Below are 24,040 nucleotides of genomic sequence, written 5' to 3'. Positions count from 1 at the left end.
GTCTGGAAGGAATGAAATTGGCAGAACTGCCAAGCCACAGTGTGCCCGCAAATTGCCCTCTCCGGCAAGGCATCCATCATCAAGATGTCGCGATGGGTCTAAATGTGTTCCGCCATGATCTGGCCGGGCCGCGCGTCCGGCCGTGGTTCGATGTCGACTGACCAGAGGTCGTGGTTGTCGACGTCCTTCAGCGTCACCGTCATCACAGAGGTCGTGCCGTCGATGTCGACGCGGCCGAAGAATTGCAGGCCGAAGCACGGCGCGAGATTGTCGCCCTGCTCGGCCGAGCAGCCCTTCTGGTACATCGCCTTGGGGCCAAAGGTGTTGTCGAGCTCGCCCGGCGACCAGGTGCCGGCATGCAGCGGACCGGAGACGAACTCCCAGAACGGCTCGAATTCCTGAAACACCGCGCGGTTCGGATCGTAGTGATGCGCGGCGGTGTAGTGCATGTCGGCGGTGAGCCACACCGTGTTGCGGACACCGGCGCGCTTCATGAATGACAACAAATCGGCGATCTCGTGCTCGCGCCGCGCGGGCGGGCCGTCGCCGAGCGCGACCGCATCCAGGCTGACCAGGCCGATCGGCAGATCCGCCGCGATCACCTTCCAGACAGCATCCGACGCCACCAGTTCGCGCTTCAGCCAGGCGAGCTGGCTCTCGCCGAGGATGAATGCCTGGTCCGGATCGCCCTGCCTGTTCCAGCTGGAATCGCGATAGGAGCGCATGTCGATGATGAAGACGTCGAGTAGCGGCCCATAGGGGATCTTGCGATAGACGCGGCCGTCGCGCTCCGGCATCAACCGCATCGGCATGAATTCATGGAAAGCGCGGCGCGCCCGCGCCACCAGACGCGAGGTACCGTCGGTATCATAGCCGGTGGCGTCGGCGGTGCCGACCGGCGACCAGTCGTCGGCCACCTCGTGGTCGTCCCACTGCGCGAACATCGGCACTTCGGCGTGGAATGCGCGAAAATTCTCGTCGAGCCAGTTGTATCTGTAGTTGCCGCGAAACTGGTCGAGGCTGTGCGCGACGACGGATTTCTCCTCAGTGACGATGTTGCGCCAGATCTCGCCGTTCGGCAGCGTCTGCTGCGGCGGCACCGTGCAATCCGCATAGATGTGGTCGCCGGAATGGATGAAGAAATCCGGGCGCTCGTTGAGCATGGTGCGGTAGCTGCGCAAGCCGCCGCGCGCGGGGTCGATGCCCCAGCCCTGCCCGACAACGTCGCCGGACCACACGAACGAGATCGAGCGCCGGTCGACCGGCGCGGTGCGGAAATGCCCGACACGGCTTTCGCCGGCGGTGCCGTCGCGATCCGCGAAGCTGATGCGATAGAACAGGTCCTGGCCCGGCGGCAGCCCGTCAAGCAGCAGCTTTGCGGTGAAGTCGCGCTCGGGCAGCGCATCGGCGGATGCGGTGCGCAGGATCGTGGCAAAGCTCTCGACGCTAGCGCATTCGATCTGCATCCGCGCGGCGCGATCGGCGCGGGCCCAGATGACAGCGGAATCGCTCGCCACATCGCCGGACTGGATACCCGCGATCGCGGGACGATCCGCAGCACGGCTCAGATAGGGTTTTGCGAGCGAGCCCAATCCCGCCAGCGCAGCCGTCGAGGCCGAGCGCACCAGAAGCTGACGCCTTGTAAGGCCTCGTCCCCTCGCGGAGATCGCTGTCGGCATCGAATAACCTTCGTCGAATCGCAACGAAGGTTTTGCCTGCGCCGTTTGACTCCGCCCTTACGGTTTCTTGACTCTCCGCCGACGGTTTTGCGACGGCGGGATGACTCGGGAAGGATGCCTATTGGATCAGCGTCGAACGCGAGATGCTCCGGATAAACCCGTCATCCTGAGGAGGCCGCAAAGCGGCCGTCTCGAAGGATGGACGGCCCGGCCTGTGGCCGATTCATCCTTCGAGGCTCGCTCCGCTCGCACCTCAGGATGACGGGTTTGCTGGCGTTGACGTGCTGATAAGAGCAAACGTACGGAGCGCCCCTCACCGCTGCCAGTTACAGATGCCGCCGGTGCGGCACGGCCAGGTCTGGATCCTGGTGTCGCGGGCTTCGGCATCGAGCGGGTTCGCGTGCCGCCTTGCAAGCTTGGCACGGGCCGGGACGCGCGCGACCGCGCGCGGCTTCTCGGGCTGCGCCGTTACCTTTGCCGTCCGGGCGGCCTTCTGTGATGCGACCTTCGGCTGCTCGACCATCGGCTCGACATTGGCACGCTGATCCGGACCGTGGTCGGTCTTCGCCTCGACCGGAACCGGCTCGAACTGCGCCGGCGGCCCGAGTCGCTTCGGCGACAGCACTGCCTGGGAAAGATCGAGGCTGAAGAACTCGCTGGGGCGGTACTCGTCAGCCAGCGCCACGCCACCCACAGCCAGGCACGCGGTACAAACGATTGCAACCAAAGCGCTTTTCAGGACCATCAAAGGGCCTCCTGAAATCACTCGAATAGAACAGCCATCATGTAGGAGCCCGGCCGCGCGAATCCACCCCGCTGTTGCGGGCAGGGTTACCGATCAACCGAGGCGGCCGTGGAAAGTTCCCGCGGCCCGCCGCCTGCCCTACTCGGCCGCCTGCGCCAGCGGCTGGCCGATCGCGCGCTCCAGCCGCGCGCATTCGGTGCGGTAGCGGGCGACGTTGCCCTCCTTGATGTGGCCGTAGCCGCGCACGAGGTCTGCAGCCTTGGCCAGCGCCACCAGCCGCGGCAGGTCGAGCGGCTTCGTGCCGTCGAGATGACGCAGGATCATCGCCGAATACTCGATCGGCAGGGCACGCTCCATCTTGCGCTCCGCGGTATAGCCGAAGATGTCGAACGCGGTGCCGCGCAGGCCCTTCAGCCCGGCCAGCAGGCCGAACGCCTTGAAGATCCACGGGCCGAACTCGCGCTTCTGCAAACGCCCGGTGACGGGATCGCGCTGCGCCAGCAGCGGCGGCGCCAGCAGGACCTTCAAACCGGAATTGCCCTCGAACTGCTCCTTCAAGGCCTTGCCGAACTCGCCGTCCGAATAGAGCCGCGCGACCTCGTATTCGTCCTTGTACGCCATCAGCTTGAACAGGCCCTTTGCAAAGGCCTCGGTCAGGTCCTGCGAGCCCGGCGCGGCCGCGGCCTCAGCGGTGCGGACGCGCGCGACGTCGTCGAGATAGCGTTTTGCATAGGCCGCGTCCTGATAGTCGGTGAGGAATTTGGCGCGGAACGCGATCGCTTCGTCGAGCGTCTTCTTTGCCGGCGCTGTGCCTGCGCTCTTGAAGCGCGCGGCGCTGACCACGCGTTGCAGATCATGCGCGGCAAGCCGACCCCAAGAGAACGCGGTCTTGTTCATCTCGATCGCGGCGCCGTTGAGCTCGATCGCCTTCAGGATCGCATCGAGCGACAGCGGGATCGCGCCGCGCTGGAACGCAAAACCGGGCATGAAGGCGTTGGTCGCGATGCTGTCGCCCATCAGGGCGGTCGCAAGCCCGGTGGCGTCGAGGATGTCGAGATCATCGGGCCGCACCGCGCCGTTCAGCGCGTCGCGCATCGCACCAGCCTCGAAATCAATATCGGGATCGATCACGAAGCTCGCGGTCGGCAACAGATCGGCGTTGACGACGGCCCGGGTGACGCCGCGCTCGGCGCGGCTCAGCGCCGGCACGCTGGTGGCCACGACAAGGTCGCAGCCGAGGATGAGATTGGCATTGCCGGGCGCGATGCGGACCGTGGTCAGCATGTCGGACGCCGGCGCGAGGCGGACGTGGCTCATGACCGCGCCGTTCTTCTGAGACAGGCCGGTGAAGTCGAGCGTCGAGCAGGCGAGACCCTCGACATGCGCGGCCATGCCGAGCAGCGCGCCGATGGTGATGACGCCGGTGCCGCCGATGCCGGTGATCAGGATGTTGTAGGGGGCGGCAAGCGCAGCCGCAGGCGGCGTCGGCAGGTCGGCGAACAGCGCCTTCGGATCGGCGGCGGTGCGGTCCGCCTTGCGCAGCTTGGGATCCTGCACCATCACGAAGCTCGGGCAAAATCCCTCGATGCAGGAGAAATCCTTATTGCAGTTCGACTGGTCGATGCGGCGCTTGCGGCCGAGCTCGGTCTCCAGCGGCTGCACCGAGACGCAGTTCGAGGCCACCGAGCAGTCGCCGCAGCCTTCGCAGACCCGCTCATTGATGAAGACGCGCTTGGCCGGATCAGGAAACAGCCCGCGCTTGCGGCGGCGGCGCTTCTCGGCGGCGCAGGTCTGGTCGTAGATCAGGACGGTGAGGCCTTCGATCTCGCGCAAGGTGCGCTGCACGGCATCGAGCTCGCGGCGATGGTGGATGGTGGCACCCGACGGGAAATAATTGGCGGGATATTTGTCCGGATCGTCGGAGACGATCGCAAGGCGCTTGGTGCCCTCGGCCGCGACCTGGTGCGCGATCTGCGACACGGTGAAACCGCCCTCGGCCGGCTGGCCGCCGGTCATCGCGACCGCGTCGTTGTAGAGGATCTTGTAGGTGATGTTGACGCCGGCCGCAGCCGCGGCCCGTAGAGCTAAAAGCCCGGAATGGGTGTAGGTGCCGTCGCCGAGGTTCTGGAATACGTGCTGTTCGCTGGTGAACGGCGCCTGCCCGATCCAGCTTACGCCCTCCGCGCCCATATGCGAGATGGTCTGGGTGTTGCGGTTCGGCACCGACAGCGCCATGCCGTGACAGCCGATGCCGGCCATGGCGCGGCTGCCCTCGGGAATCTTGGTCGACGAGTTGTGCGGGCACCCCGAGCAGAAATACGGCGTCCGCTGCAGCTTCGCCGTGCCCGTGCCTTCGGCCGGGCGATCGAACGCCTCGAGTTTCGCCAGGCGCTGCTCCAATAGCGGACTACGGTGGCCGAGCTTGCGCAGACGCGCGACGACGGCGGCCGCCACCATGGTCGGCGTCAGCTCGCCCTCGCTCGGCAGCAACGGCGCGCCGCTCTCGTCGCGCTTGCCGACCACTGAGGGACGCTTGGATGCGTCCATGTTGTAGAGGATGCGGACCAGCTGGTCCTCGATGAAGCCGCGCTTCTCCTCGACGACAAGCACGTCCTGCAAGCCTTCGGCGAAGGCGCGCGCGCCGCGTGCTTCGAGCGGCCAAGTCAGCGCCACCTTGTAGATGCGCAGTCCGAGCGCCTGCGCGTCGGCATCGGTGATGCCGAGATCGGCGAGCGCCTGGCGCAGATCGAGATAGGCCTTGCCGGTCGCCATGATGCCGAGCCGCGCCGGCTTCGAATCCAGCACGATGCGGTCGAACCGGTTGACGCGGGCGAAGGCCGCGACCGCCTCCATCTTGGGCCCGTGCAGCCGGCGCTCCGCCTCGAGCGGCGGATCCGGCCAGCGGATCGAAAGCCCGTCCGGCGGCATTTCGAAATCATCAGGTGTGATGATCCTGATGCGATCGGGATCGCTGACGATCGAGGCCGAGCTTTCGACGGTTTCCGAGATCGCCTTGAAGCCGACCCAGCAGCCGGAATAGCGCGACAGCGCAAAGCCGAGGATGCCGAGGTCGAGATAGTCCTGCAGCGTCGCCGGATTGACCACCGGCATCAGCGCCGAGGCGAACACCTGCTCGCTCTGGTGCGCGAGGGTGGAAGACTGGCAGCCATGATCATCGCCGGCCAGCGCGATCACGCCGCCATTTGGCGAGGTGCCGGCCGAATTGGCGTGCTTGAGCGCATCGAGCGAGCGGTCGACGCCGGGGCCCTTGCCGTACCAGATGCCGAACACGCCATCGACCTTGGCGCCCGGGAACATGCCGACCTGCTGGCTGCCCCACACCGCGGTCGCCGCCAGATCCTCGTTGAGGCCCGGAACGAAGGCGATGTCGTGCTCTCTGAGGAACGATTTCGCGCGCCATAGCGCGTGGTCGTACATGCCGAGCGGCGAGCCGCGATATCCGGAAATGAAACCCGCGGTGTTCAGCCCGTGCACGCGGTCGCGTTCGCGCTGCAACATGGGCAATCGGACCAGAGCCTGGGTACCGGAGAGGAAGATTCGTTTCGTGTCCAACCGGTACTTGTCGTCCAGTCCAACGTCCATCAACGCCATCAGTCTCAGGCTCCCCGCCGGTTAGTCGCGCCGGTCCGAACCGGTCTCATTATCTTCCGAATGATCATGCATCAGCATGCACCGGTTTTGTTATGCATGAACAGCCCCGTTCCATGGCCGCAGCACATAACTCGATGTTGCACATGCGAGGTCTTGCCGAACCCCGGCTTCTTTGAAACGGTGGCGCGCAAAGGGAGACCAAGGATGATTACAGTCGAATCCGCGTTCACGACGGAGATCGTGGAGAACGGCAATCTGCTGGTGGGTCCGTGGCGTAGCCCGAAGCAGATGCTGCAGGCCCAGACCTACGACTCGCACGCGTCGATCCACGACGACGCAACCGCGCAGAAGCTCGGCTTCCGCGGCGGCACGATCGAGGGACCGACCCATTTCAGCCAGTTCGCGCCATTATGCGAGCGGATCTGGGGCCGGGCCTGGTTCATGACCGGATGCCTGTCGGCGCATTACCGCAATCCGGTGTTCGAAGGCGAAGAGGTGCAGGCCCAGATCGAGAAGCCGAAGCCGGGCCAGACCGTTTGCACGATCGGGATGATCAAGCGCGACGGCACCGAGATCCTGCGCGGCACCGCCTCCATCGATGGCGACGGTAGCGAGACGGCGCTGAGCCACCGGCTCGGCGAATTGAAGCCGCTGACCGATCCCGTGATCCTTGCCGACATCAAGGTCGGCATGAAGACGCCGCGGCAGGCGATCAAGATGGATTTCGACCAGAACATGGGCGATCTCTATCCGTTTTCGCTGGCCGACAAGCTCAAGGTGATCACCGAACCTTCAGACTATTATTCGCTGGAGCATAATCCCTGGGGCCGCGCCATCATCCCGATGGAGATGCTGAGCGTGCTGTTCCAGTACCGCGCGCGCGAAGATCGCCTGCCGGTCCGCGGCCCGGCGGTCGGGCTGTTCGCCGACCAGGAGATTCGGCTGGTGCGCGGGCCGCTGTTCCCGGGCGAGACCTATTGGGTCGAGCGCGAGGTCGTCGCGCTCTCGGGCAGCAAGCGCACCGAGAGCATGTGGGTGCGCTCGACCGTGTTCGATGCCGACAATGCTGTGGTTGCGACCATGCTGCTCAACGGCGCCAGCATGAAGGACTCCTACGCCAACTACGAAAGCGAGCACAAAGCACTCTACGGCTGAAGCGACAGCCGCCTGTTCCGCAAGCCGCCAAACCAAGGACAACAACAATGGCCCGCCTGCCCTATCTCGAAGCCGATCAGGTCGCACCCGAATATCGCGACATGCTCAAGCGCAATACAAATTTGCACAAGCTCCTGGTCAACTCGCCGGAGATGGCGCGCGCCTTCAACGGCATCGGCGGCTACATCCGCTTCAAGAGCAAGCTCGATCCGCGGTTGCGCGAGCTCGCGATCCTGCAGGTCGGCTGGCTCGAGAAGTCGGAATACGAGTTCACCCACCATGTGAAGATCGGCAAGGAGTTCGGCGTCACCGACGAGGACATAAAGGGCCTGATCGCGGAAACCGGCGGCAGGCCGTCGAAGCTCGAGCCGCTGGCGAAAGCGATCCTCAGGGGCGCCCGCGAGATGGTGCGCGAGCTCGCGATGTCGGATGCGACCTTTGCCGAGATCAAGCGAGAGCTGTCCGACGAGCACATGACCGACCTGGTGCTGACCATTGCGTTCTACTGCGCCGTGGTGCGGGTGCTCGCCACCATGAAGATCGACAATGAACCAACTTACAAAGAGGTACTGCAACAGTACCCGATCCCGGGAGTGAAGTGAGATGCGCCTGCAAGATCGCGTCGCCATCGTCGTCGGCGCCGGCCAGAGCCCCGGCGAGGGCATCGGCAACGGCCGCGCCACCGCGTTGACCTTCGCCCGCGAAGGCGCCAAGGTGCTGTGCGTCGATCACAATCTGGCATCGGCGCAGGAAACCGTCGACCTGATCGCGGCTAAGGGCGGCACTGCGATAGCCTTCAAGGCCGACGTCACCAAAAGCGTCGACATCGAGAGAATGGTGGTCGCCGCGCACGCCCACTGGGGCAGCGTCGACATCCTGCACAACAATGTCGGCGTCAGCCTCTCCGGCGGCGACGCCGAACTGCTCGACATCACCGAGGAGGCATTCGACCGCTGCGTGGCGATCAATCTGAAGAGCTGCGTCCTGGCCGCCAAGCATGTGATCCCCATCATGCGGCGCCAGCGAGGCGGCGTGATCATCAACATCTCGTCGATGGCCGCAATCACGACCTATCCTTACGTCGCCTACAAGGCAACCAAGTCGGCAATGATCGCCTTCACCGAGCAGCTCGCCTACCAGAATGCGCAATATGGCATTCGCGCCAACGTGATCCTGCCCGGACTGATGAACACACCAATGGCGGTGGACACCCGAGCCCGCGAATTCAACAAGAGCCGCGCCGAGGTCGAGGCGGAACGCGACAGCAAGGTGCCGCTGCGTCACAAGATGGGGACCGGCTGGGATGTCGCCAATGCCGCGCTGTTTCTCGCATCGGATGAAGCCAATTTCATCACCGGTGTGACGTTGCCAGTCGATGGCGGCGCAAGCGTGCGGCGCGGCTAATCGAGATGATTAACCCGGTTAATCCAGGTGATTAACCTGTGTGACGGCGTGGGGTTAATCACTGTGACGAAATCACGCGTCAATGCGCCGCAATGATTCGAAAAACTTGAAGTATTCCAATGACACGGCGATGTGACGGCGCGTCCACATAAATCGAAATCCTGACTCGTTGTGGTCGCACGAAATTCATCTGCGCTCTGTATCTCGCACCCCAAGATTTCTGGAGTGCCAAGACCATGAGCGAAGAATTCGAACTCAGACCCGATCAGTGGGATGCGCTGAAAGCGTTGCGGGCTCCCGCAGCAAACCCTTCGAGGCTGAACCGGTTTGCCGTCGAAAGCCTGATCACGCTCGGTTATGTCGCAGTGCGTGGAGATGCGTTCGCCTTGACCCCCGCGGGCCGCAAGGTGCTGGTCCGCGGCTCGTCACTTCTGCTGCTCGATATCGCAGCCTGATCCTTTCGAAGCTGACAAGAAGTTTACACACGCGGCATCATGCCGCGTGTGCTTTTCCGGGAATGGTCGCCTCGCCGTGCTGCGTCAGCGGCTTCATGCCGGTGAGGCTCCGTAGCAGCACATAGAACACCGGCGTCAGGAACAGGCCGAAGATCGTGACGCCGATCATGCCGGAGAACACCGCGACGCCCATCGCGCGCCGCATCTCCGAGCCCGCGCCGGTCGACAGCACCAGCGGCAGCACGCCCATGATGAACGCCATCGACGTCATCAGGATCGGCCGCAGCCGCAACCGGCTCGCCTCGATCGCGGCGCGGATCGGCGAACGTCCGGCGAATTCGAGCTCGCGCGCGAATTCGACGATCAGGATGGCGTTCTTGGCCGACAATCCGACCAGCACGATCAGGCCGATCTGGGTGAAGACGTTGTTGTCGCCCTTCGACAGCCAGACGCCGAACATCGCTGCCAGCAGGCCCATCGGCACGATCATGATGATCGAGAGCGGCAGCGCCAGGCTCTCATAGAGCGCGGCGAGCACCAGGAACACCAGCAGGATCGCCAGCGGAAACACCCATAGCCCGGAATTGCCGGCGATGAACTCCTGATAGGTTAGGTCGGTCCATTCGAAGGCGAAGCCCGGCGGTAGCGTTTCGGCCGCGATCCGCGTTGCCACCTCCTGGGCCTGGCCGGAGGAATAACCGGGCGCCGCGGCGGCGTTGATGTCCGACGACAGAAAGCCGTTGTATCGGATCGCACGCTCCGGTCCCGCGCTCTGGCGGACCTTCAGCAAGGCCGACAGCGGCACCATGTCGCCGGACGACGAGCGCACTTTCAACTGCCTGATGTCGTCGGCGCGCGCGCGGAACGGCGCGTCCGCCTGCACATAAACCGAATAGGTGCGGCCGAATTTGTTGAAGTCGTTGACATAGTAGGAGCCGAGATAGATCTGCAGCGTGTTGAAGACTTCCGTCACCGGCACGCCGAGCTGCAACGCCTTGGTGCGGTCGATATCGGCGAACAGCTGCGGCACGTTGACCTGGAAGCTCGAGAACACGCCGGCGATCTCCGGCGCCTTCTGCATCGCGGCCATGAACGCCTTGGTCGCATCGTTCAGCGCCTCATAGCCGAGGCCCGCGCGGTCCTCGATCTGCAGCTTGAAGCCGCCGATGGTGCCGAGGCCGTTGACCGGCGGCGGCGGGAACATCGCGATGAAGGCATCCTGGATGCCGGCAAATTTCTTGTTCAGCGCCGCCGCGATCGCCGGGCCGCTGAGCGAGGGATCCTTGCGCTCGTCGAACGGCTTCAAGGTCGAGAACACGATGCCGGCGTTGGAGGAGTTGGTGAAGCCGGAGATCGACAGGCCGGGAAACGCCACCGAGCTCTCGACGCCCGGCTGGGTCAGCGCGATGTCGCTCATCTTGCGGATCACCTCCTCGGTGCGGTCGAGCGTCGCGCCATCGGGCAGCCGGGCAAAGCCGACCAGATACTGCTTGTCCTGGCCCGGCACGAAGCCGCTCGGGACCTGCTTGAACAGCACGCCGGTGAGACCGACCAGCAGCACATAGAGGCCGATCACCGCAGCCTTGCCGTAGATCACCTTGGTGACGGTGCGGCCGTAGTTCTCGGAGGATTTCGTGAAGACCTTGTTGAAGCCTCGGAAGAACCAGCCCAGCGACTTTTCCATGACCCGGGTCAGCCAGTCCTTCGGCTCGTGATGCCCCTTCAAGAGCAGTGCCGACAGCGCCGGCGACAGCGTCAGCGAGTTGATCGCTGATATCACGGTCGAGATCGCGATCGTCAACGCGAACTGCTTGTAGAACTGTCCGGTGAGGCCGGAGATGAAGGCGAGCGGCACGAACACTGCGATCAGCACCAGCGCGATCGCGATGATCGGGCCCGACACTTCGCGCATCGCCTGATTGGTGGCGTCGCGCGGCGACAGGCCGGATCCGATGTTGCGCTCGACATTCTCGACCACGACGATGGCGTCGTCGACCACGATGCCGATCGCCAGCACCAGGCCGAACAGGCTGAGCGCGTTGATCGAGAAGCCGAACACATGCATCACCGCGAAGGTGCCAACAATCGACACCGGAACCGCGATCAGCGGAATGATCGAAGCGCGCCAGGTCTGCAGGAACAGGATCACGACCAACACGACGAGCGCGATCGCCTCGAGCAGGGTGTGGATGACGGCCTCGATCGACGAGCGCACGAACTGGGTGGGATCGTAGACGATCTTGTACGACACGCCTTCCGGCATGTTCTTCTTGATCTCGGCCATGGTGGCGCGGACGTGGTCGGAGATCTCCAGCGCGTTCGATCCCGGCGCCTGGAAGATCGGGATCGCGACCGCCTGCTTGTTGTCGAGCAGCGAGCGCAGGCCGTATTCGGAGGCGCCGAGTTCGATCCGGGCAACGTCGCGCAGCCGCACCACCTCGCCATTCGCGCCGGTCTTGACCACGATGTCGCCGAACTGCTCTTCCGTCGACAGCCGTCCCTCGGCGTTGACCGAGAGCTGGAGGTCGAGGCCCTTGACGCTGGGCGATGATCCGACCACGCCGGCGGCGGCCTCGACGTTCTGTGCCTGGATCGCGCGGACGACGTCGCTTGCGGTCAGGGCGTGCTCGGCAGCCTTCTGCGGATCGACCCAGACCCGCATCGAATAGTCGCCGGCGCCATAGAGCTGGACGTCGCCGACGCCGTCGATCCGCGCCAGCCGGTCCTTGACGTTGAGCACCGCGTAGTTGCGCAGATACGTCATGTCGTAGCGGTTGTTCGGCGACAGCAGATGCACGACCATGGTGAGGTCGGGCGAGCTCTTCTTGGTGATGATGCCGAGCTGGCGCACCACGGCCGGCAGGCGCGGCTCGGCCTGCTGCACGCGGTTCTGCACCAGCTGCGTTGCCTTGTCGGGGTCGGTACCGAGCCGGAACGTCACCGTCAGCGTCATCGCGCCGTCGGTGGTCGCCTGGCTCGACATATAGAGCATGCCCTCGACGCCGTTGATCTGCTCCTCGATCGGCGTTGCCACCGTCTCGGCGATCACCTTCGGATTGGCGCCCGGATAGGTCGCGCGCACCACGACCGACGGCGGCACCACGTCGGGATATTCCGAGATCGGCATCGCCAGCAGCGAAATCAGGCCGGCCAGGAAGATCAGGATCGATAGCACGCCGGCGAAAATCGGCCGGTCGATGAAGAATTTTGAGAGATTCATGGCTCCGCCCCGCGCGCAGCGCCTAGCGCCGCACGACGTGCTGGTTGGTTTCAGTGGATGCCTGCTGCATGCCGCGCGCGCCCATTTCGGCGACTTCCATCTTCAGAAGCGCACCGGGACGCACGCGCTGCAGGCCGTTGACGACGATGCGGTCGCCGGATTTCAGGCCGGCGGTCACGATCCGCAGGCCGTCGACCGCACCGCCGAGCGTGACCGGGCGATAGACCGCGCGGCTGTCGTCGCCGACCAGCATGACGAACTTCTTGTCCTGGTCGGTACCGACGGCGCGCTCGTCGATCAGTACCATCGTCTGCTCTTTCGGCTGGCCCATGCGCACGCGGGCGAACTGTCCGGGGATCAGCCGGCCGTCGTCGTTCCGGAACACGGCGCGGACGCGGATGGTGCCGCTCTGCCCGTTGACCTGGTTGTCGATCAGCTGGATGTGGCCCTTGGCGCTGAGGCCGCCTGACGTCACCATGTCGACCGGGATCTGATCGAGATTGCCGCGCTTGCCTGAGGCGTCTGCGATCGAGTTCAGCGCACGCAGCACGACCTCCTCATCCGCATCGAAGCTCGCATAGATCGGATTGACCGAGACCAGCGAGGTCAGCACCGGCGACGAGGTGCCCGCCGCGACCAGGTTGCCGACCGTGATCTCGATCCTGCCGACCCGACCGTCGACCGGTGCGCGGACCTCGGTGTAATCGAGATTGAGTTTTGCGGTCTGCAGCGCGGCTTCAGCCGCCTTGACGTTGGCGATCGCCTCGCGATTGGTGTTGTCGCGCTGGTCGAAGTCGCGCTTGGTGACGATGTTGTTGCCGACCAGCTGGGCGCCGCGCTCGACTTCGCTCGCGGTGAAGACGGCGCGGGCCTTGGCGGCCTCGAGCTGCGCCTGGGCGCGGTCGACCTCGGCGGCGTAGGGCGCGGGGTCGATCTTGAACAGGATGTCGCCGGACTTCACCAGCGCGCCTTCGGTGAAGTTGGTCGCCAGGATCGCGCCCGCCACCCGCGGCCGGAGTTGGACGCGGTCGACCGCCTCGAGCCGGCCCGAAAAGTCATCAAACAGCGTGGTCGGGCGCGGCTGGATCACGGCCACGGTCACCGGCACCGCCGGTTCGGGCGCGGCCGCTGTGGCGGTCGCCTGGGCGGCATGAAAATAGTGGCCGGTCGCGATCGAACCGGCGACAGCGAGGGCGCCGAGGATCACAATACCGCCGACGACGCGTCGGAGGCGGCCGGAACGGGGATTTTGGGTTGACGAGGGCATTCACGCGCTCCAGATATCTGTAGTGTTCACTACAGATGTGGAGCTGGACGCCGGTTCGCAAGATACTTATGTATCGAGCACTATGATTTTCTTAGCGCATTCGTGGGGAAATGAGAAGCCGCGGAAAAACATCACGTGCAACAAGAGGATAAGCCAGGGACAATCCGTCACAGAAACGGCACCCGGCTTACGGAGTAACGAAAATGGGTATGGGACGCCCCCGCGCTTTCGACGCGGATGCCGCTTTGGACCAGGCGATGGACGTGTTCTGGCGCCATGGTTACGAGGGTGCGACGATTGCGCAGCTCACCGAGGCGATGAACATCAATCCGCCGAGCCTCTATGCCGCCTTCGGCAGCAAGGAAGGCCTGCTGAAGGCCGCCCTCGACCGCTACACCGAGCGCCGTGACGCCTGGATGGAAACGGTTTTGGGCGCCGCCACCGCCCGCGAGGTGGCCGAACGATTTCTGATGGAGCACGCGGACGCCCAGACCGATCCCGCCAACCCGCCCGGCTGTCTGCTGGTCCAGGGCGGCCTTGCCTGCGGCACCGGCTCGGAAAATGTTCCATTCGAACTGGCGGCGCGCCGCACCCACACCGAAGACCAGTTGCGCGAACGCTTTGTCCGGGCCAAGGCCGAACGCGACCTGGACGAAAGCGCCGATCCGGCCATGCTCGCCCGCTATCTCTCCGCGGTCACATCAGGCATGTGCGTGATGGCCTCCTCGGGCGCCGACCGCAACGCGCTGCGCGAGATTGCGGCGGTGTCGCTGAAGGCGTTTGATGAACAGGCGAAGGGCTAGAGCGGTTCAAGTCATGCGCACGCGAGCCCCAACGCAGTTGGGAGTGACCGGCAATGCATCACTGGACCAGCTGGCTGCCAGGTCTCAACACGCTCCGTCGATACCAAGCGGCGTGGTTTCCACACGACATCGTCGCGGGGCTTGTGCTCGCGACCATGCTGGTCCCGGTCGGCATCGCCTATGCGGAAGCGTCCGGCTTGCCGGGCATCTACGGACTTTACGCGACGATCATCCCGCTGCTCGTCTACGCGTTGTTCGGGCCGAGCCGCATCCTCGTCCTGGGACCGGACTCGGCGCTTGCAGCCATCATCCTCGGCGTTGTCGTTCCGCTGTCGGGCGGCGATCCCATGCGCGCGGTGGCCCTCGCCGCGATGATGGCTATCGTCTCCGGAACGATATGCATCGTGGCGGGCATCGCGCGGTTGGGATTCCTGACAGAGCTTCTCTCCAAGCCGATCCGCTACGGCTACATGAATGGAATTGCCCTGACCGTGCTGATCAGCCAGCTGCCAAAGCTGTTCGGCTTCTCCATCGAAAGCGATGGACCTCTGCGCAGCCTCTGGGCGGTCGTCGGAGCGGTTCTTGACGGAAAGACGAATTGGATCGCGCTCGGGATCGGCCTTGCCACATTGGCGGTGATCCTGCTGCTCGCGCGGAACAAGCGGCTTCCCAGCATCCTGATTGCCGTCGTTGCGGCGACGGTCGTCACCGGCGTGCTCGATCTTGGAGCGCGCTTTAACGTGACAGTTTTGGGTTCGCTTCCCCAGGGCCTGCCGGGATTCGCGATTCCCTGGATCGGCTATGGCGATATCGTGCAGGTGCTGATCGGCGGTTGCGCCGTCGCGCTGGTGTCATTCGCCGACACCAGCGTGCTCTCGCGGGCCTATGCGGGACGATTGGGCGATCGCGTTGATCCCAACCAGGAGATGGTGGGGCTCGGCGCGGCCAATCTGGCGGCCGGCTTCTTCCAGGGCTTTCCGATCAGCAGCAGCGGATCGCGCACGCCCGTTGCGGAAGCCGCCGGAGCGCGCACCCAACTCACCAGCGTCATCGGCGCGCTTGCCATTGCCCTTCTGCTGCTGATGGCGCCGAACCTGCTTCAGCACTTGCCCAACGCCGCATTGGCCGCCGTCGTCATCGCCGCCGCGCTCAGCCTGTTCGAGGTCGGCAATCTCAAGCGAATCTACGCCATTCAGCAGTGGGAGTTCTGGCTATCGGTGGTCTGCTTCGTCGGCGTTGCCGTACTCGGGGTGATTCCGGGAATCGGCCTCGCCATCGTGATCGCCATCATCGAGTTCCTGTGGGACGGATGGCGCCCGCATTCCGCCGTGCTGGGCCGCGCCTCCGGCGTGAAGGGCTATCACGACATCACGCGATATCCGGACGCGCGCCAAATCCCCGGGCTGGTGTTGTTCCGGTGGGATGCGCCGTTGTTCTTTGCCAATGCCGAGTTCTTCAAGGAACGCGCGCTGGATGCCGTGGCGAAATCTCCGACGCCGGTACGCTGGCTGGTCGTTGCGGCCGAGCCGGTCACCAGCGTGGACGTGACCGCCGGCGACATTCTCGCCGAGCTGGACGAGGCGTTGCAGGCGCGGGAGATCGAGCTGTGCTTTGCCGAGCTCAAGGATCCCGTCAGGGACAAGCTGAAGAAATTCGGCTTGTTGGCGCAGCTTGGCGAGAACAACTTCTTCCCGACCATCGGCGTCGCCGTTTCGCGTTACCTCGAGATCAATGCCGACGTGACTTGGGAGGACTGGGAAGACCGGGCTCAATCTTAAGTTCAATCCCAGCCGCCCTTTACATCACCACATCGTCTGCCGCGCGCGCTCCGGCCATTCGCGATCGTATTTTTCGCCGCCGACCGTGTGCTCGCTCATCTCGGCGAGGATCTGGCCCGGCGTCGGCAGGGCCTTCGGATCGACCCGCTTGTCCGGATTCCAGAGGTCGGAGCGCACGATCGCGCGGGCGCACTGGAAGTAGATCTCGTCCACATTCATCACGATCACCGTGCGCGGCGCCTTGCCTTCCATCTTGAAGGAGGCCAGGAGCTCCGGCTCGGCCGAGACATAGGCGCGGCCGTTGACGCGTAGCGTGCTGCCCGAGCCCGGGATCAGGAACAACAGCCCGACGCGGGGATCGCGAACGATGTTGCGCAGCGAATCGCAGCGATTGTTGCCGCGGCGATCCGGCATCATCAGCGTCTTCGCATCATGGATGCGCACGAAGCCCGGCAGGTCGCCGCGCGGCGAGCAGTCGAGGCCTTCGGGGCCCGAGGTCGCGAGCGACACGAACGGTGACTTCTCGATGAGCACACGATAGAGCGGCGTCACGTGATCGGCGACCTTCACGGTCGACGCTTCGTTCGGGAAGCCGTAGATCGCCTCAAGCTGCTCGATCGTAGAGATCACCGACATTCGTGCTGTTCTCCTCTTTCGTTAGTCGTCCCAGCGTTCGCCCTTGATGATGCGGACAAGCTGTCGCGCGTGATATTCGGCCGTGCCGGAATTGATGATGGTGAAATCAGGCATAGCCGTGCTCTCGTCGACGGTGCGCCCCAGCCGCTGCGCGAGCCCGCCGTCGCTGGCACGCCCCCGCGCCGCCAGTCGCGCAGCCAGCACGTCCGGCGGCGCCGTGACCGACACCACAATGGCATTGGCATAGTTGCGGCGGGCGGCTGCGATCACCGTGCGCGAGACGTTCGCGATCACGGTGTGCCCGGCCCTGATATCGTCGTCGATCGTCCGCGACAGCGCGTAGCGATGGCCGTGCGCATCCCAGTGCATGGCGTAGTCGCGGGCGGCAGCCGCGCGCTGGAAGGTGTCCGCGCTGACCTCCTCATTGTCTTCCGACACTGAGGCCTGGCGGGTGATCAGCCGGCGCGCAAAGACAATGTCGCGATCGTCGGCACAGGCCACCTTCGCCAGGCCAAGCAGCGTATCCTTGCCGGCGCCGCTCGGGCCGACCACCAGGATCAACCGGCCGGGACCGATCGTGGTGGCGTGTTGCGCGGCGACGGCAGGGAGTTCGTTCATGCGACCCTGGCTCCTTCGCGCCAGACGCTGCGCACCACCGGCAGGTCGCGGGCGACATGCACGCGGATCAGATCGGCCCGCCTGCCGACCGCGATCTCGCCGCGATCGGTGAGCCCGACCGCCTCGGCCGGCGTCTTGGTCACGGTGCGGACGGCCGAGGCGAGATCGATCGCCGGCACATGAAGCGGCAGCTGCAGCGCCGCCATCAGCAGGCTGGACGGGATGTAGTCCGACGACAGGATGTCGAGCATGCCCTCATTGGCGAGATCGACAGCGGCGATATTGCCGGAGTGCGAGCCGCCGCGCACCACGTTCGGCGCGCCCATCAGGATGTCGACGCCGGCGGCGTGCAGCCCGCGCGCGGCTTCCATCGTGGTGGGGAATTCCGCGACCGCGACCTTGTCGTTCACGGCGTCGACCACGTTTTCGTCGGTGGTGTCGTCATGGCTCGCCAAGGGAATCTTGTACGCATGCGCCAGCGCGACGATCGCGCGGGTGTTGGCGACGGCATATTCCTTCTGATAGGCGAAGCGCCGCGCAAACAGCACGTCGAGTTGGGCGTCGGTCATGCCGCCGCCCTTACCGCGATAGTAGTCGCGCAGCTTTACCTCGTCGCGGAACTGGCGCTGCCCCGGCGTGTGGTCCATCAGCGACATCAGCCGCACGTCCGGCCGGTCGATCAGCTCCTTGGCCTCGGCGACGACATCCGGCATCGGGACTTCGCAGCGCAGATGCAGGAAGTGATCGGCACGCAGCAGATTTTCCTCGCGCGCGGCCGAAATCGCCGCCGCCAGCACGCCGGCGCGGCCGTCGACATCCTCGGCGCCGTCCTCGCGCCAGACCCGCAGCGAATCCAGCACCGTGGTGATGCCCGAGGTCGCGAGCTGCCCGTCATAGGAGATCACGGCTGCGATCGGATTCCAGAACACTTTTGGCCGCGGCACGTAGTGCATTTCGAGGTGGTCGGTGTGCAGCTCGATCAGCCCGGGCATCAGGAGGTCGCCGCCGGCGTCCTCGGCTGCCTCGGGCGCCCTGCCCTCGCCGTATTCCGCGATCCTGCCGTCCGCTATCGCGACCCAGCCCTGCTCGATCACGCGGTCGGCGAGGACCAGCCGGGCGTTGCCGATGATGGTGTCTTGCTTGGCGGTCATTTCAAACGGTCCTTCAGGCAGCAGCGGCAAACGAGGTCACGTCGACGATGCGATCGGCAATCAGATGACGGATTTCGTCGTCATGGACAATCGCGACCATCGCGACGCCCCTGGTCTTTTTCTCCGCAATCAGCTCGACCACCACTGCGCGATTCGCCGCATCGAGCGAAGCGGTCGGCTCGTCGAGCAACAGGATCGGCAGGTCCGAGATGAAGCCGCGCGCGATATTGACGCGCTGCTGCTCGCCGCCAGAGAAGGTCGAGGGCGGCAAGGTCCAGAGACGCTCCGGGATATTCAGCCGGCGCAGCAGGCGGCCGGCACGCTCGCGGGCCTCCTCGCGCGCCACGCCGTTGACGATCAGCGGCTCGGCGACGACGTCGATCGTCGCCACCCGCGGCACCGCGCGCAGGAACTGGCTGACATAACCGATCGTCGAGCGGCGGATGCTCAGCACCTGGCGCGGCTCGGCGGTGGCGAGGTCGATCACCTTGCCGTGGTGGCGGATGCCGATCCGGCCGCTGTCGCAGCGATAATTGCCGAAGATCATCTTCAGGATCGAGGATTTGCCGGCGCCCGACGGGCCCGACAGGATCACGCATTCGCTGGGATCAACGTGGAACGAGACGCCGCGCACCACGGGCAGCTCGACGCCACCCTGCAGATGCATGGTGAAGGTCTTCTCGGCGTTGGCTAGTTCGATCATCGCGGTCATTGGCAAGCTCATGGCGGAAGAATCGAGGAGACGAGCAGCTGCGTATAGGGCTCGCGGGGATCGTCGAGCACCTGGTCGGTGAGGCCGGTCTCGATGACGCGGCCGCCCTTCGTCACCATCACGCGATGCGACAATAGCCGCGCCACCGCGAGATCATGGGTCACGACGATCGCGGCAAGGCCAAGCTCGCTGACGAGGTTGCGCATCAGGTCGAGCAGGCGCGCCTGCACCGAGACGTCGAGGCCGCCGGTCGGCTCATCCATGAACACCAGCCGCGGCTCGGTCACGAGGTTGCGCGCGATCTGCAGCCGCTGCCGCATGCCGCCCGAATAGGTTTTTGGCGCATCGTCGATGCGGCCGACATCGATCTCGACCCGCTCCAGCCAGGTCGAGGCGGTGTCGCGGATCCGGCCGTAGTGATTCCAGCCGACCGCCATCAGCCGCTCGCCGACATTGGCACCGGCCGAAACGCCCATGCGCAATCCCTGCGCCGGGTCCTGATGCACAAAGCCCCAGTCGGTGCGGAACAGGAAGCGCCGCTCGGCCTCGCCGAGTTCGGCGAGATCGCGCAGCACACCGTCGCGCATCCGGTAGGAGACCTGCCCCGCGCTGGGTGCGAGCTGCGCCGACAGCAGTTGCAGCAACGTCGACTTGCCAGAGCCGGACTCGCCGACGATCGCCAGCACCTCACCCGGATAAAGCGCGAACGAGACGTCGCGGCAGGCCGGAAGCCGGCCATAATTCTTGCCGAGCCCCTCGGCCACCAGCAACGGCTGGTCGGTGTCGAGGCTTGCGAGCTCAGACATGCGCCTTCTCCTTGTGCGGCGCTGCGCTCTCGGTGCCGTGATGGCCGGCGGCCTGGCGCTGCTCGCAGAAATCGGTGTCGGAGCAGACGAACATCCGCCCGCCTCTGTCGTCGGTGACGATCTCGTCGAGATAGGAGGAGTCGGCGCCGCACAGCGCGCAGGGCGCGTTGAAGCGGTAGCGCGTGAACGGATGATCCTCGAAATCCAGCGAGACCACGGTGGTGTAGGGCGGGATCGCGTAGATCCGCTTCTCGCGGCCGGCGCCGAACAGCTGCAGCGCCGCGCAATTGTCCATCTTCGGATTGTCGAATTTCGGCGTCGGCGACGGGTCCATCACGTAGCGCGCGTTCACCTTCACCGGATAGGCGTAGGCGGTCGCGATGTGGCCGAAGCGCGCGATGTCCTCGTACAGCTTGACATGCATCAGGCCATATTCCGCGAGCGCGTGCATCCGCCGCGTCTCGGTCTCGCGCGGCTCGAGGAAACGCAGCGGCTCGGGGATCGGCACCTGATAGACCAGCACCTGCCCGGCGTGCAGCGACGCTTCGGGGATGCGGTGCCGGGTCTGGATCACGGTCGCATCCGTCGTCGAGGTCGTGGTCGCGACGCCCGCGGTTTTGCCGAAGAATTTGCGGATCGAGATCGCGTTGGTGGTGTCGTCCGAGCCCTGGTCGATCACCTTCAGCACGTCGTCGGGACCGAGGATCGCGGCCGTCACCTGCACGCCGCCGGTGCCCCAGCCATAGGGCATCGGCATCTCGCGGCTTGCGAACGGCACCTGATAGCCGGGGATCGCGATCGCCTTCAGGATCGCGCGGCGGATCATCCGCTTGGTCTGCTCGTCGAGATAGGCAACGTTGTACGTCGGCGCGTTCATTCCGCGGCCTCCTGCAGTGCCGTCTCTTGATTGGCATCGGCGAATTCTTGCCGCAGCTTGCGCAGCAGGCCGAGCTCGGACTGGAAGTCGACATAATGCGGCAGCTTGAGATGCTCGACGAAGCCGGTCGACTGCACGTTGTCGGAGTGCGACATCACGAACTCCTCGTCCTGCGCCGGTGCAGCGGCTTCCTCGCCGAACTCGCGCGCGCGCAGCGCGCGGTCGACCAGCGCCATCGACATGGTCTTGCGTTCGCTCTGGCCGAAGGCCAACCCATAGCCGCGGGTGAAGCACGGCGCCTCGGTGGTCGAGCCCTTGAACTGGTTGACCATCTGGCATTCGGTCAATGCGATCGAACCCAGCGGCACGGCAAAGCCGACGTCCTCGGCTGAGAACTCGACCTCGACCTCGCCAAAGCGGATCTCGCCGGCGAAGGGATGGTTGCGGCCGTAGCCGCGCTGCGTCGAGTAGCCGAGCGCGAGCAGGAAACCCTCGTCGCCGCGCGCGAGATTCTGCAGCCGCAGATCGCGATCGGCCGGAAAGCTCAACGGCTCGCGCGTGAGGTCGCCGACCGGCGCGTCGGCCTCGGCTTGCGGCGAGGGCTCGATCAGGCCGTCGCGGCCGAGAATGTCGGTGACCCGCGGCGTCGCCGCCTGCGAGGCTTCCGACGTCGCCGGCCGCTCCGGCACAAAGCCTTCCGCGAGCTGCGGGTCGAGCAGGCGATGGGTGTAATCGAAGGTCGGGCCGAGTATCTGGCCACCCGGAACGTCCTTGAAGGTCGAGGAGATGCGCCGCCGCACCTGCATCTCGCCGGTGTTGACCGGCTCGGTGGCACCGAAGCGCGGCAGCGTGGCGCGGAACGCGCGGACCAGGAAGATCGCCTCGATCATGTCGCCGCGCGCCTGCTTGATCGCCAGCGCCGCGAGCTCGCGGTCATAGAGCGAGCCTTCGGTCATCACCCGATCGACGCCGAGCGCGAGCTGTTCGGAGATCTGCGCCAGCGTCACCTCGGGCACATCGCGATCGCCGCGCCGCTCATGCGCGAGCAGGCGATGGGCGTTCTCGATGGCGCGCTCGCCTCCCTTGACCGCTACATACATCGCTCACACTCCGCTTGCGATCAGCCGCGTGGTGCGCGGGATCGCGACAATGGCATCGTCATGGACCAGCACGACATCGATGCCGCGCGGGAACAGGACCTCGTTGATCGACAGCCGCTCGAACAGGTCGCTCGGCCTGATCATCGCCTGCAACAGCGCGCTGCCGTCGATGCCGGGCCCCTTCAGCTCGAAGGCCGGGCCCTGCGTCAGGCTGTCGACCTGCAGGATCAGCGTGGTCGAACGATCCGGATATTCGCTGCTGCCGAACGCGAAACGCTCGAGCGCCGGCAGATTCGCGGCATCGCCGATCAGCGCGAAGCTCGCGATCGAGGAGTCCGTGACAACCGGCGCGCTGGCGTGAAACTTCAGCCAGCGGGCGACATCCGGCGTCGCCGACGTCGCAGCATCGAGCCAGATCGGCGTGTCGTGATCGAACAGCGTCAGCGCGATCGCAGCCGCGCCGCGCATCATGCCGGCGGGCGTGCCTGCGCTCGCCGCAACGCGCTGCACGCTGCCCGGACGCGCCATCGCCTCCATCACGGAACGGAAGGTTGATTGCGCCGACAGCACCTTGTCGGCAAAGCCTGCGGGCATTTCGGCAATCGTCGTCATTGCATCACCCCTCACCGCGCACCATCGTGTAGAAATCGACCCGCGTCGCCGCGGTCTCGGCGGCCTTGCGGGCGCGTTTGGCGTTCATGACCACACGCAGCGGCGCGATCACCTTCGCCTCCACCTCGCCGGACAACTCCGTCGACTGCACCATGGCGTCACACAGCGCGATCATCTGCGCCTTCTGCGCATCGCGGCCGAGCGTGTAGCCGAAGCCGACCTCGCCGGTCGCAAGCCGCACCGCCGCGCGCGACACCGTCGCCTCGCCGAGATTGAACGGCGCGCCGTCGCCGCCGATCCGCCCGCGCAGCATCACAAGGCCGTTCTCCGGCTCGCGCAGGTTCTCATGCGCCGGCACCGCGATCGCCGCGAGCCGGCCTGCGATGTCGGCAGCGGCGGCATGCGCCAGCACCGACATCGCGGCCTTGCGCTGGGCCTGTTTGCTGTTTGGTCCGGTCGAACTCATGGGCAACCTTGCCTATATCAAGTTGTCTATGATACTAGACAACTTGATAGCCGAGCGCCATGACTGTTTCGTGACAAACCGACGATTTCTGGTATCACCGCGCCATGAGCATGCAGGAAAGTTCCGGCGTCGCCTTGTGGCGGCAGGTCGCCGACGGCATCGAGCGCGGCATCGCTGACGGCCGCTTTGCCGCGGGCGAAAAGCTGCCCGGCGAGATGGAGATCGCCGAGACTTACCGGGTCAACCGCCACACCGTGCGGCGGGCGCTCGCCGCATTGGCCGAGCGCGGCCTGGTGCGCGCCGAGCGCGGCAGCGGCACCTATGTCGAGGCCCAGCGCCTCGCCTATCCCCTGCGCTCACGCACAAGATTTTCGGAGATCGTCGGCGCCGGCGGCCACGAACCGCGCGGCCAGCTGATCGAGGCCGGCGAGGATATCGCCAACCGCGAGATCGCGCGTGAGCTCGGCCTGAAGATCGGTGCGCGGCTGATCCGGATCGAAGCGGTGCGCCTCGCCGACCGGACGCCGATCTGCGTCTCCACCACATGGCTGTCGGCCGAGCGGTTTCCCGATGCCGGCAGCGTGTTCGCCAACGTGCACTCGATGACGAAGCTGCTCGGGCATTACGGCGTCAGGGATTACCACCGCGCCTCGACCCGGATCACCGCGGCAATCGCCGATGCCACTGATGCCGCGCGACTCGATCTGCCGCTGGGACGGCCGGTGCTGGTGGTCGACGCAACCGACGTCGACATGCTGGACCAGCCGCTGGTGACCAAACGCTCGCGCTTTGCCGCCGAGCGCGTGGAGTTTCTGGTCGAGAACGGTTGAATGTGCCGCCACACTGGCGGTGCACCTCTCCCCTTGTCGGAGAGGTCGGATCGCATCGCCAGATGCGATCCGGGTGAGGGGTATCTCTCCGCGAACATATCGGCTTCTGATTTC

The 24,040-nt window shown here is 65.3% G+C and carries 21 protein-coding genes; 7 read left to right on the top strand and 14 right to left on the bottom strand.

The window, feature by feature from the left end:
• Positions 1–98: 98 nt before the first annotated feature.
• The 3 genes from V5279_RS11950 to V5279_RS11940 all read right to left on the bottom strand — a co-directional run bounded on the left by V5279_RS11950 (position 99) and on the right by V5279_RS11940 (position 6,036).
• A complete protein-coding gene (locus tag V5279_RS11950; RefSeq protein ID WP_338697509.1) occupies positions 99–1,679 on the bottom strand; it encodes an alkaline phosphatase D family protein in 1,581 nt (526 codons plus the stop codon).
• Between the two features lie 313 nt (positions 1,680–1,992).
• Complete coding sequence (locus V5279_RS11945; protein WP_338701130.1) at positions 1,993–2,424, bottom strand: hypothetical protein; 432 nt, start codon at positions 2,422–2,424, stop codon at positions 1,993–1,995.
• Positions 2,425–2,562: 138 nt separating this feature from the next.
• Positions 2,563–6,036, bottom strand: coding sequence for an indolepyruvate ferredoxin oxidoreductase family protein (locus V5279_RS11940; RefSeq protein ID WP_338697508.1), 3,474 nt, complete (start codon positions 6,034–6,036; stop codon positions 2,563–2,565).
• A gap of 204 nt (positions 6,037–6,240) precedes the next feature.
• On the opposite strand from V5279_RS11940, the gene V5279_RS11935 reads away from it, so the two are divergent.
• From V5279_RS11935 to V5279_RS11920, 4 genes are all read left to right on the top strand, one after another.
• Complete coding sequence (locus tag V5279_RS11935; protein ID WP_338697507.1) at positions 6,241–7,191, top strand: hypothetical protein; 951 nt, start codon at positions 6,241–6,243, stop codon at positions 7,189–7,191.
• Positions 7,192–7,238: 47 nt separating this feature from the next.
• On the top strand, positions 7,239–7,793 hold the full coding sequence (locus V5279_RS11930; protein ID WP_338697506.1) for a carboxymuconolactone decarboxylase family protein: 555 nt from the start codon (positions 7,239–7,241) through the stop codon (positions 7,791–7,793).
• A gap of 1 nt (position 7,794) precedes the next feature.
• On the top strand, positions 7,795–8,595 hold the full coding sequence (locus tag V5279_RS11925; RefSeq protein ID WP_338697505.1) for an SDR family oxidoreductase: 801 nt from the start codon (positions 7,795–7,797) through the stop codon (positions 8,593–8,595).
• A 236-nt stretch (positions 8,596–8,831) separates the two neighbouring features.
• On the top strand, positions 8,832–9,050 hold the full coding sequence (locus V5279_RS11920; RefSeq protein WP_338697504.1) for a hypothetical protein: 219 nt from the start codon (positions 8,832–8,834) through the stop codon (positions 9,048–9,050).
• 37 nt (positions 9,051–9,087) lie between these two features.
• Here the strand turns inward: V5279_RS11920 and V5279_RS11915 are convergent, their stop codons facing one another.
• Together V5279_RS11915 and V5279_RS11910 are read right to left on the bottom strand one after the other, a co-directional pair.
• Positions 9,088–12,270: a multidrug efflux RND transporter permease subunit gene (locus V5279_RS11915; protein WP_338697503.1), complete on the bottom strand. Its 3,183-nt coding sequence runs from the start codon at positions 12,268–12,270 to the stop codon at positions 9,088–9,090.
• A 22-nt stretch (positions 12,271–12,292) separates the two neighbouring features.
• A complete protein-coding gene (locus tag V5279_RS11910; RefSeq protein ID WP_338697502.1) occupies positions 12,293–13,537 on the bottom strand; it encodes an efflux RND transporter periplasmic adaptor subunit in 1,245 nt (414 codons plus the stop codon).
• Positions 13,538–13,740: 203 nt separating this feature from the next.
• On the opposite strand from V5279_RS11910, the gene V5279_RS11905 reads away from it, so the two are divergent.
• The gene (locus tag V5279_RS11905; RefSeq protein ID WP_338697501.1) at positions 13,741–14,340 is read left to right on the top strand and encodes a TetR/AcrR family transcriptional regulator; all 600 of its coding nucleotides are present in this window, start codon (positions 13,741–13,743) and stop codon (positions 14,338–14,340) included.
• 53 nt (positions 14,341–14,393) lie between these two features.
• Positions 14,394–16,118 (top strand): SulP family inorganic anion transporter, encoded by a 1,725-nt coding sequence (locus V5279_RS11900; protein ID WP_338697500.1) that lies wholly within the window; start codon positions 14,394–14,396, stop codon positions 16,116–16,118.
• Positions 16,119–16,142: 24 nt separating this feature from the next.
• Here the strand turns inward: V5279_RS11900 and V5279_RS11895 are convergent, their stop codons facing one another.
• The 9 genes from V5279_RS11895 to phnG are packed head-to-tail and all read right to left on the bottom strand — an operon-like array spanning position 16,143 to position 23,096.
• Complete coding sequence (locus tag V5279_RS11895; RefSeq protein ID WP_338697498.1) at positions 16,143–16,754, bottom strand: pyridoxamine 5'-phosphate oxidase family protein; 612 nt, start codon at positions 16,752–16,754, stop codon at positions 16,143–16,145.
• Between the two features lie 21 nt (positions 16,755–16,775).
• Positions 16,776–17,372: a phosphonate metabolism protein/1,5-bisphosphokinase (PRPP-forming) PhnN gene (gene phnN, locus V5279_RS11890; protein ID WP_338697496.1), complete on the bottom strand. Its 597-nt coding sequence runs from the start codon at positions 17,370–17,372 to the stop codon at positions 16,776–16,778.
• The gene (locus tag V5279_RS11885; RefSeq protein ID WP_338697494.1) at positions 17,369–18,523 is read right to left on the bottom strand and encodes an alpha-D-ribose 1-methylphosphonate 5-triphosphate diphosphatase; all 1,155 of its coding nucleotides are present in this window, start codon (positions 18,521–18,523) and stop codon (positions 17,369–17,371) included. Before V5279_RS11885 ends, phnN begins: the two co-directional genes overlap by 4 nt.
• A gap of 13 nt (positions 18,524–18,536) precedes the next feature.
• A complete protein-coding gene (phnL, locus tag V5279_RS11880; RefSeq protein WP_338697492.1) occupies positions 18,537–19,235 on the bottom strand; it encodes a phosphonate C-P lyase system protein PhnL in 699 nt (232 codons plus the stop codon).
• An 8-nt stretch (positions 19,236–19,243) separates the two neighbouring features.
• On the bottom strand, positions 19,244–20,041 hold the full coding sequence (phnK, locus tag V5279_RS11875; protein WP_338697490.1) for a phosphonate C-P lyase system protein PhnK: 798 nt from the start codon (positions 20,039–20,041) through the stop codon (positions 19,244–19,246).
• Entirely contained in the window at positions 20,034–20,918 is an 885-nt protein-coding gene (locus V5279_RS11870; RefSeq protein ID WP_338697489.1) for an alpha-D-ribose 1-methylphosphonate 5-phosphate C-P-lyase PhnJ, read from the bottom strand. The genes phnK and V5279_RS11870 overlap by 8 nt, the downstream gene beginning before the upstream one ends.
• Entirely contained in the window at positions 20,915–22,018 is a 1,104-nt protein-coding gene (locus tag V5279_RS11865; RefSeq protein WP_338697487.1) for a carbon-phosphorus lyase complex subunit PhnI, read from the bottom strand. The genes V5279_RS11870 and V5279_RS11865 overlap by 4 nt, the downstream gene beginning before the upstream one ends.
• A 3-nt stretch (positions 22,019–22,021) precedes the next feature.
• Positions 22,022–22,630 (bottom strand): phosphonate C-P lyase system protein PhnH, encoded by a 609-nt coding sequence (phnH, locus tag V5279_RS11860; protein WP_338697485.1) that lies wholly within the window; start codon positions 22,628–22,630, stop codon positions 22,022–22,024.
• A gap of 4 nt (positions 22,631–22,634) precedes the next feature.
• Entirely contained in the window at positions 22,635–23,096 is a 462-nt protein-coding gene (phnG, locus tag V5279_RS11855) for a phosphonate C-P lyase system protein PhnG (RefSeq protein WP_338697483.1), read from the bottom strand.
• A gap of 104 nt (positions 23,097–23,200) precedes the next feature.
• Between phnG and phnF the strand changes: the two genes are divergently transcribed.
• The gene (phnF, locus tag V5279_RS11850; protein WP_166304739.1) at positions 23,201–23,926 is read left to right on the top strand and encodes a phosphonate metabolism transcriptional regulator PhnF; all 726 of its coding nucleotides are present in this window, start codon (positions 23,201–23,203) and stop codon (positions 23,924–23,926) included.
• Positions 23,927–24,040 lie beyond the last annotated feature (114 nt).

Source organism: Bradyrhizobium sp. 26S5, assembly GCF_036923295.1.
Taxonomy (GTDB): Bacteria; Pseudomonadota; Alphaproteobacteria; order Rhizobiales; family Xanthobacteraceae; genus Bradyrhizobium; species Bradyrhizobium septentrionale.
This window is presented reverse-complemented; position numbering and strand designations above follow the sequence as displayed.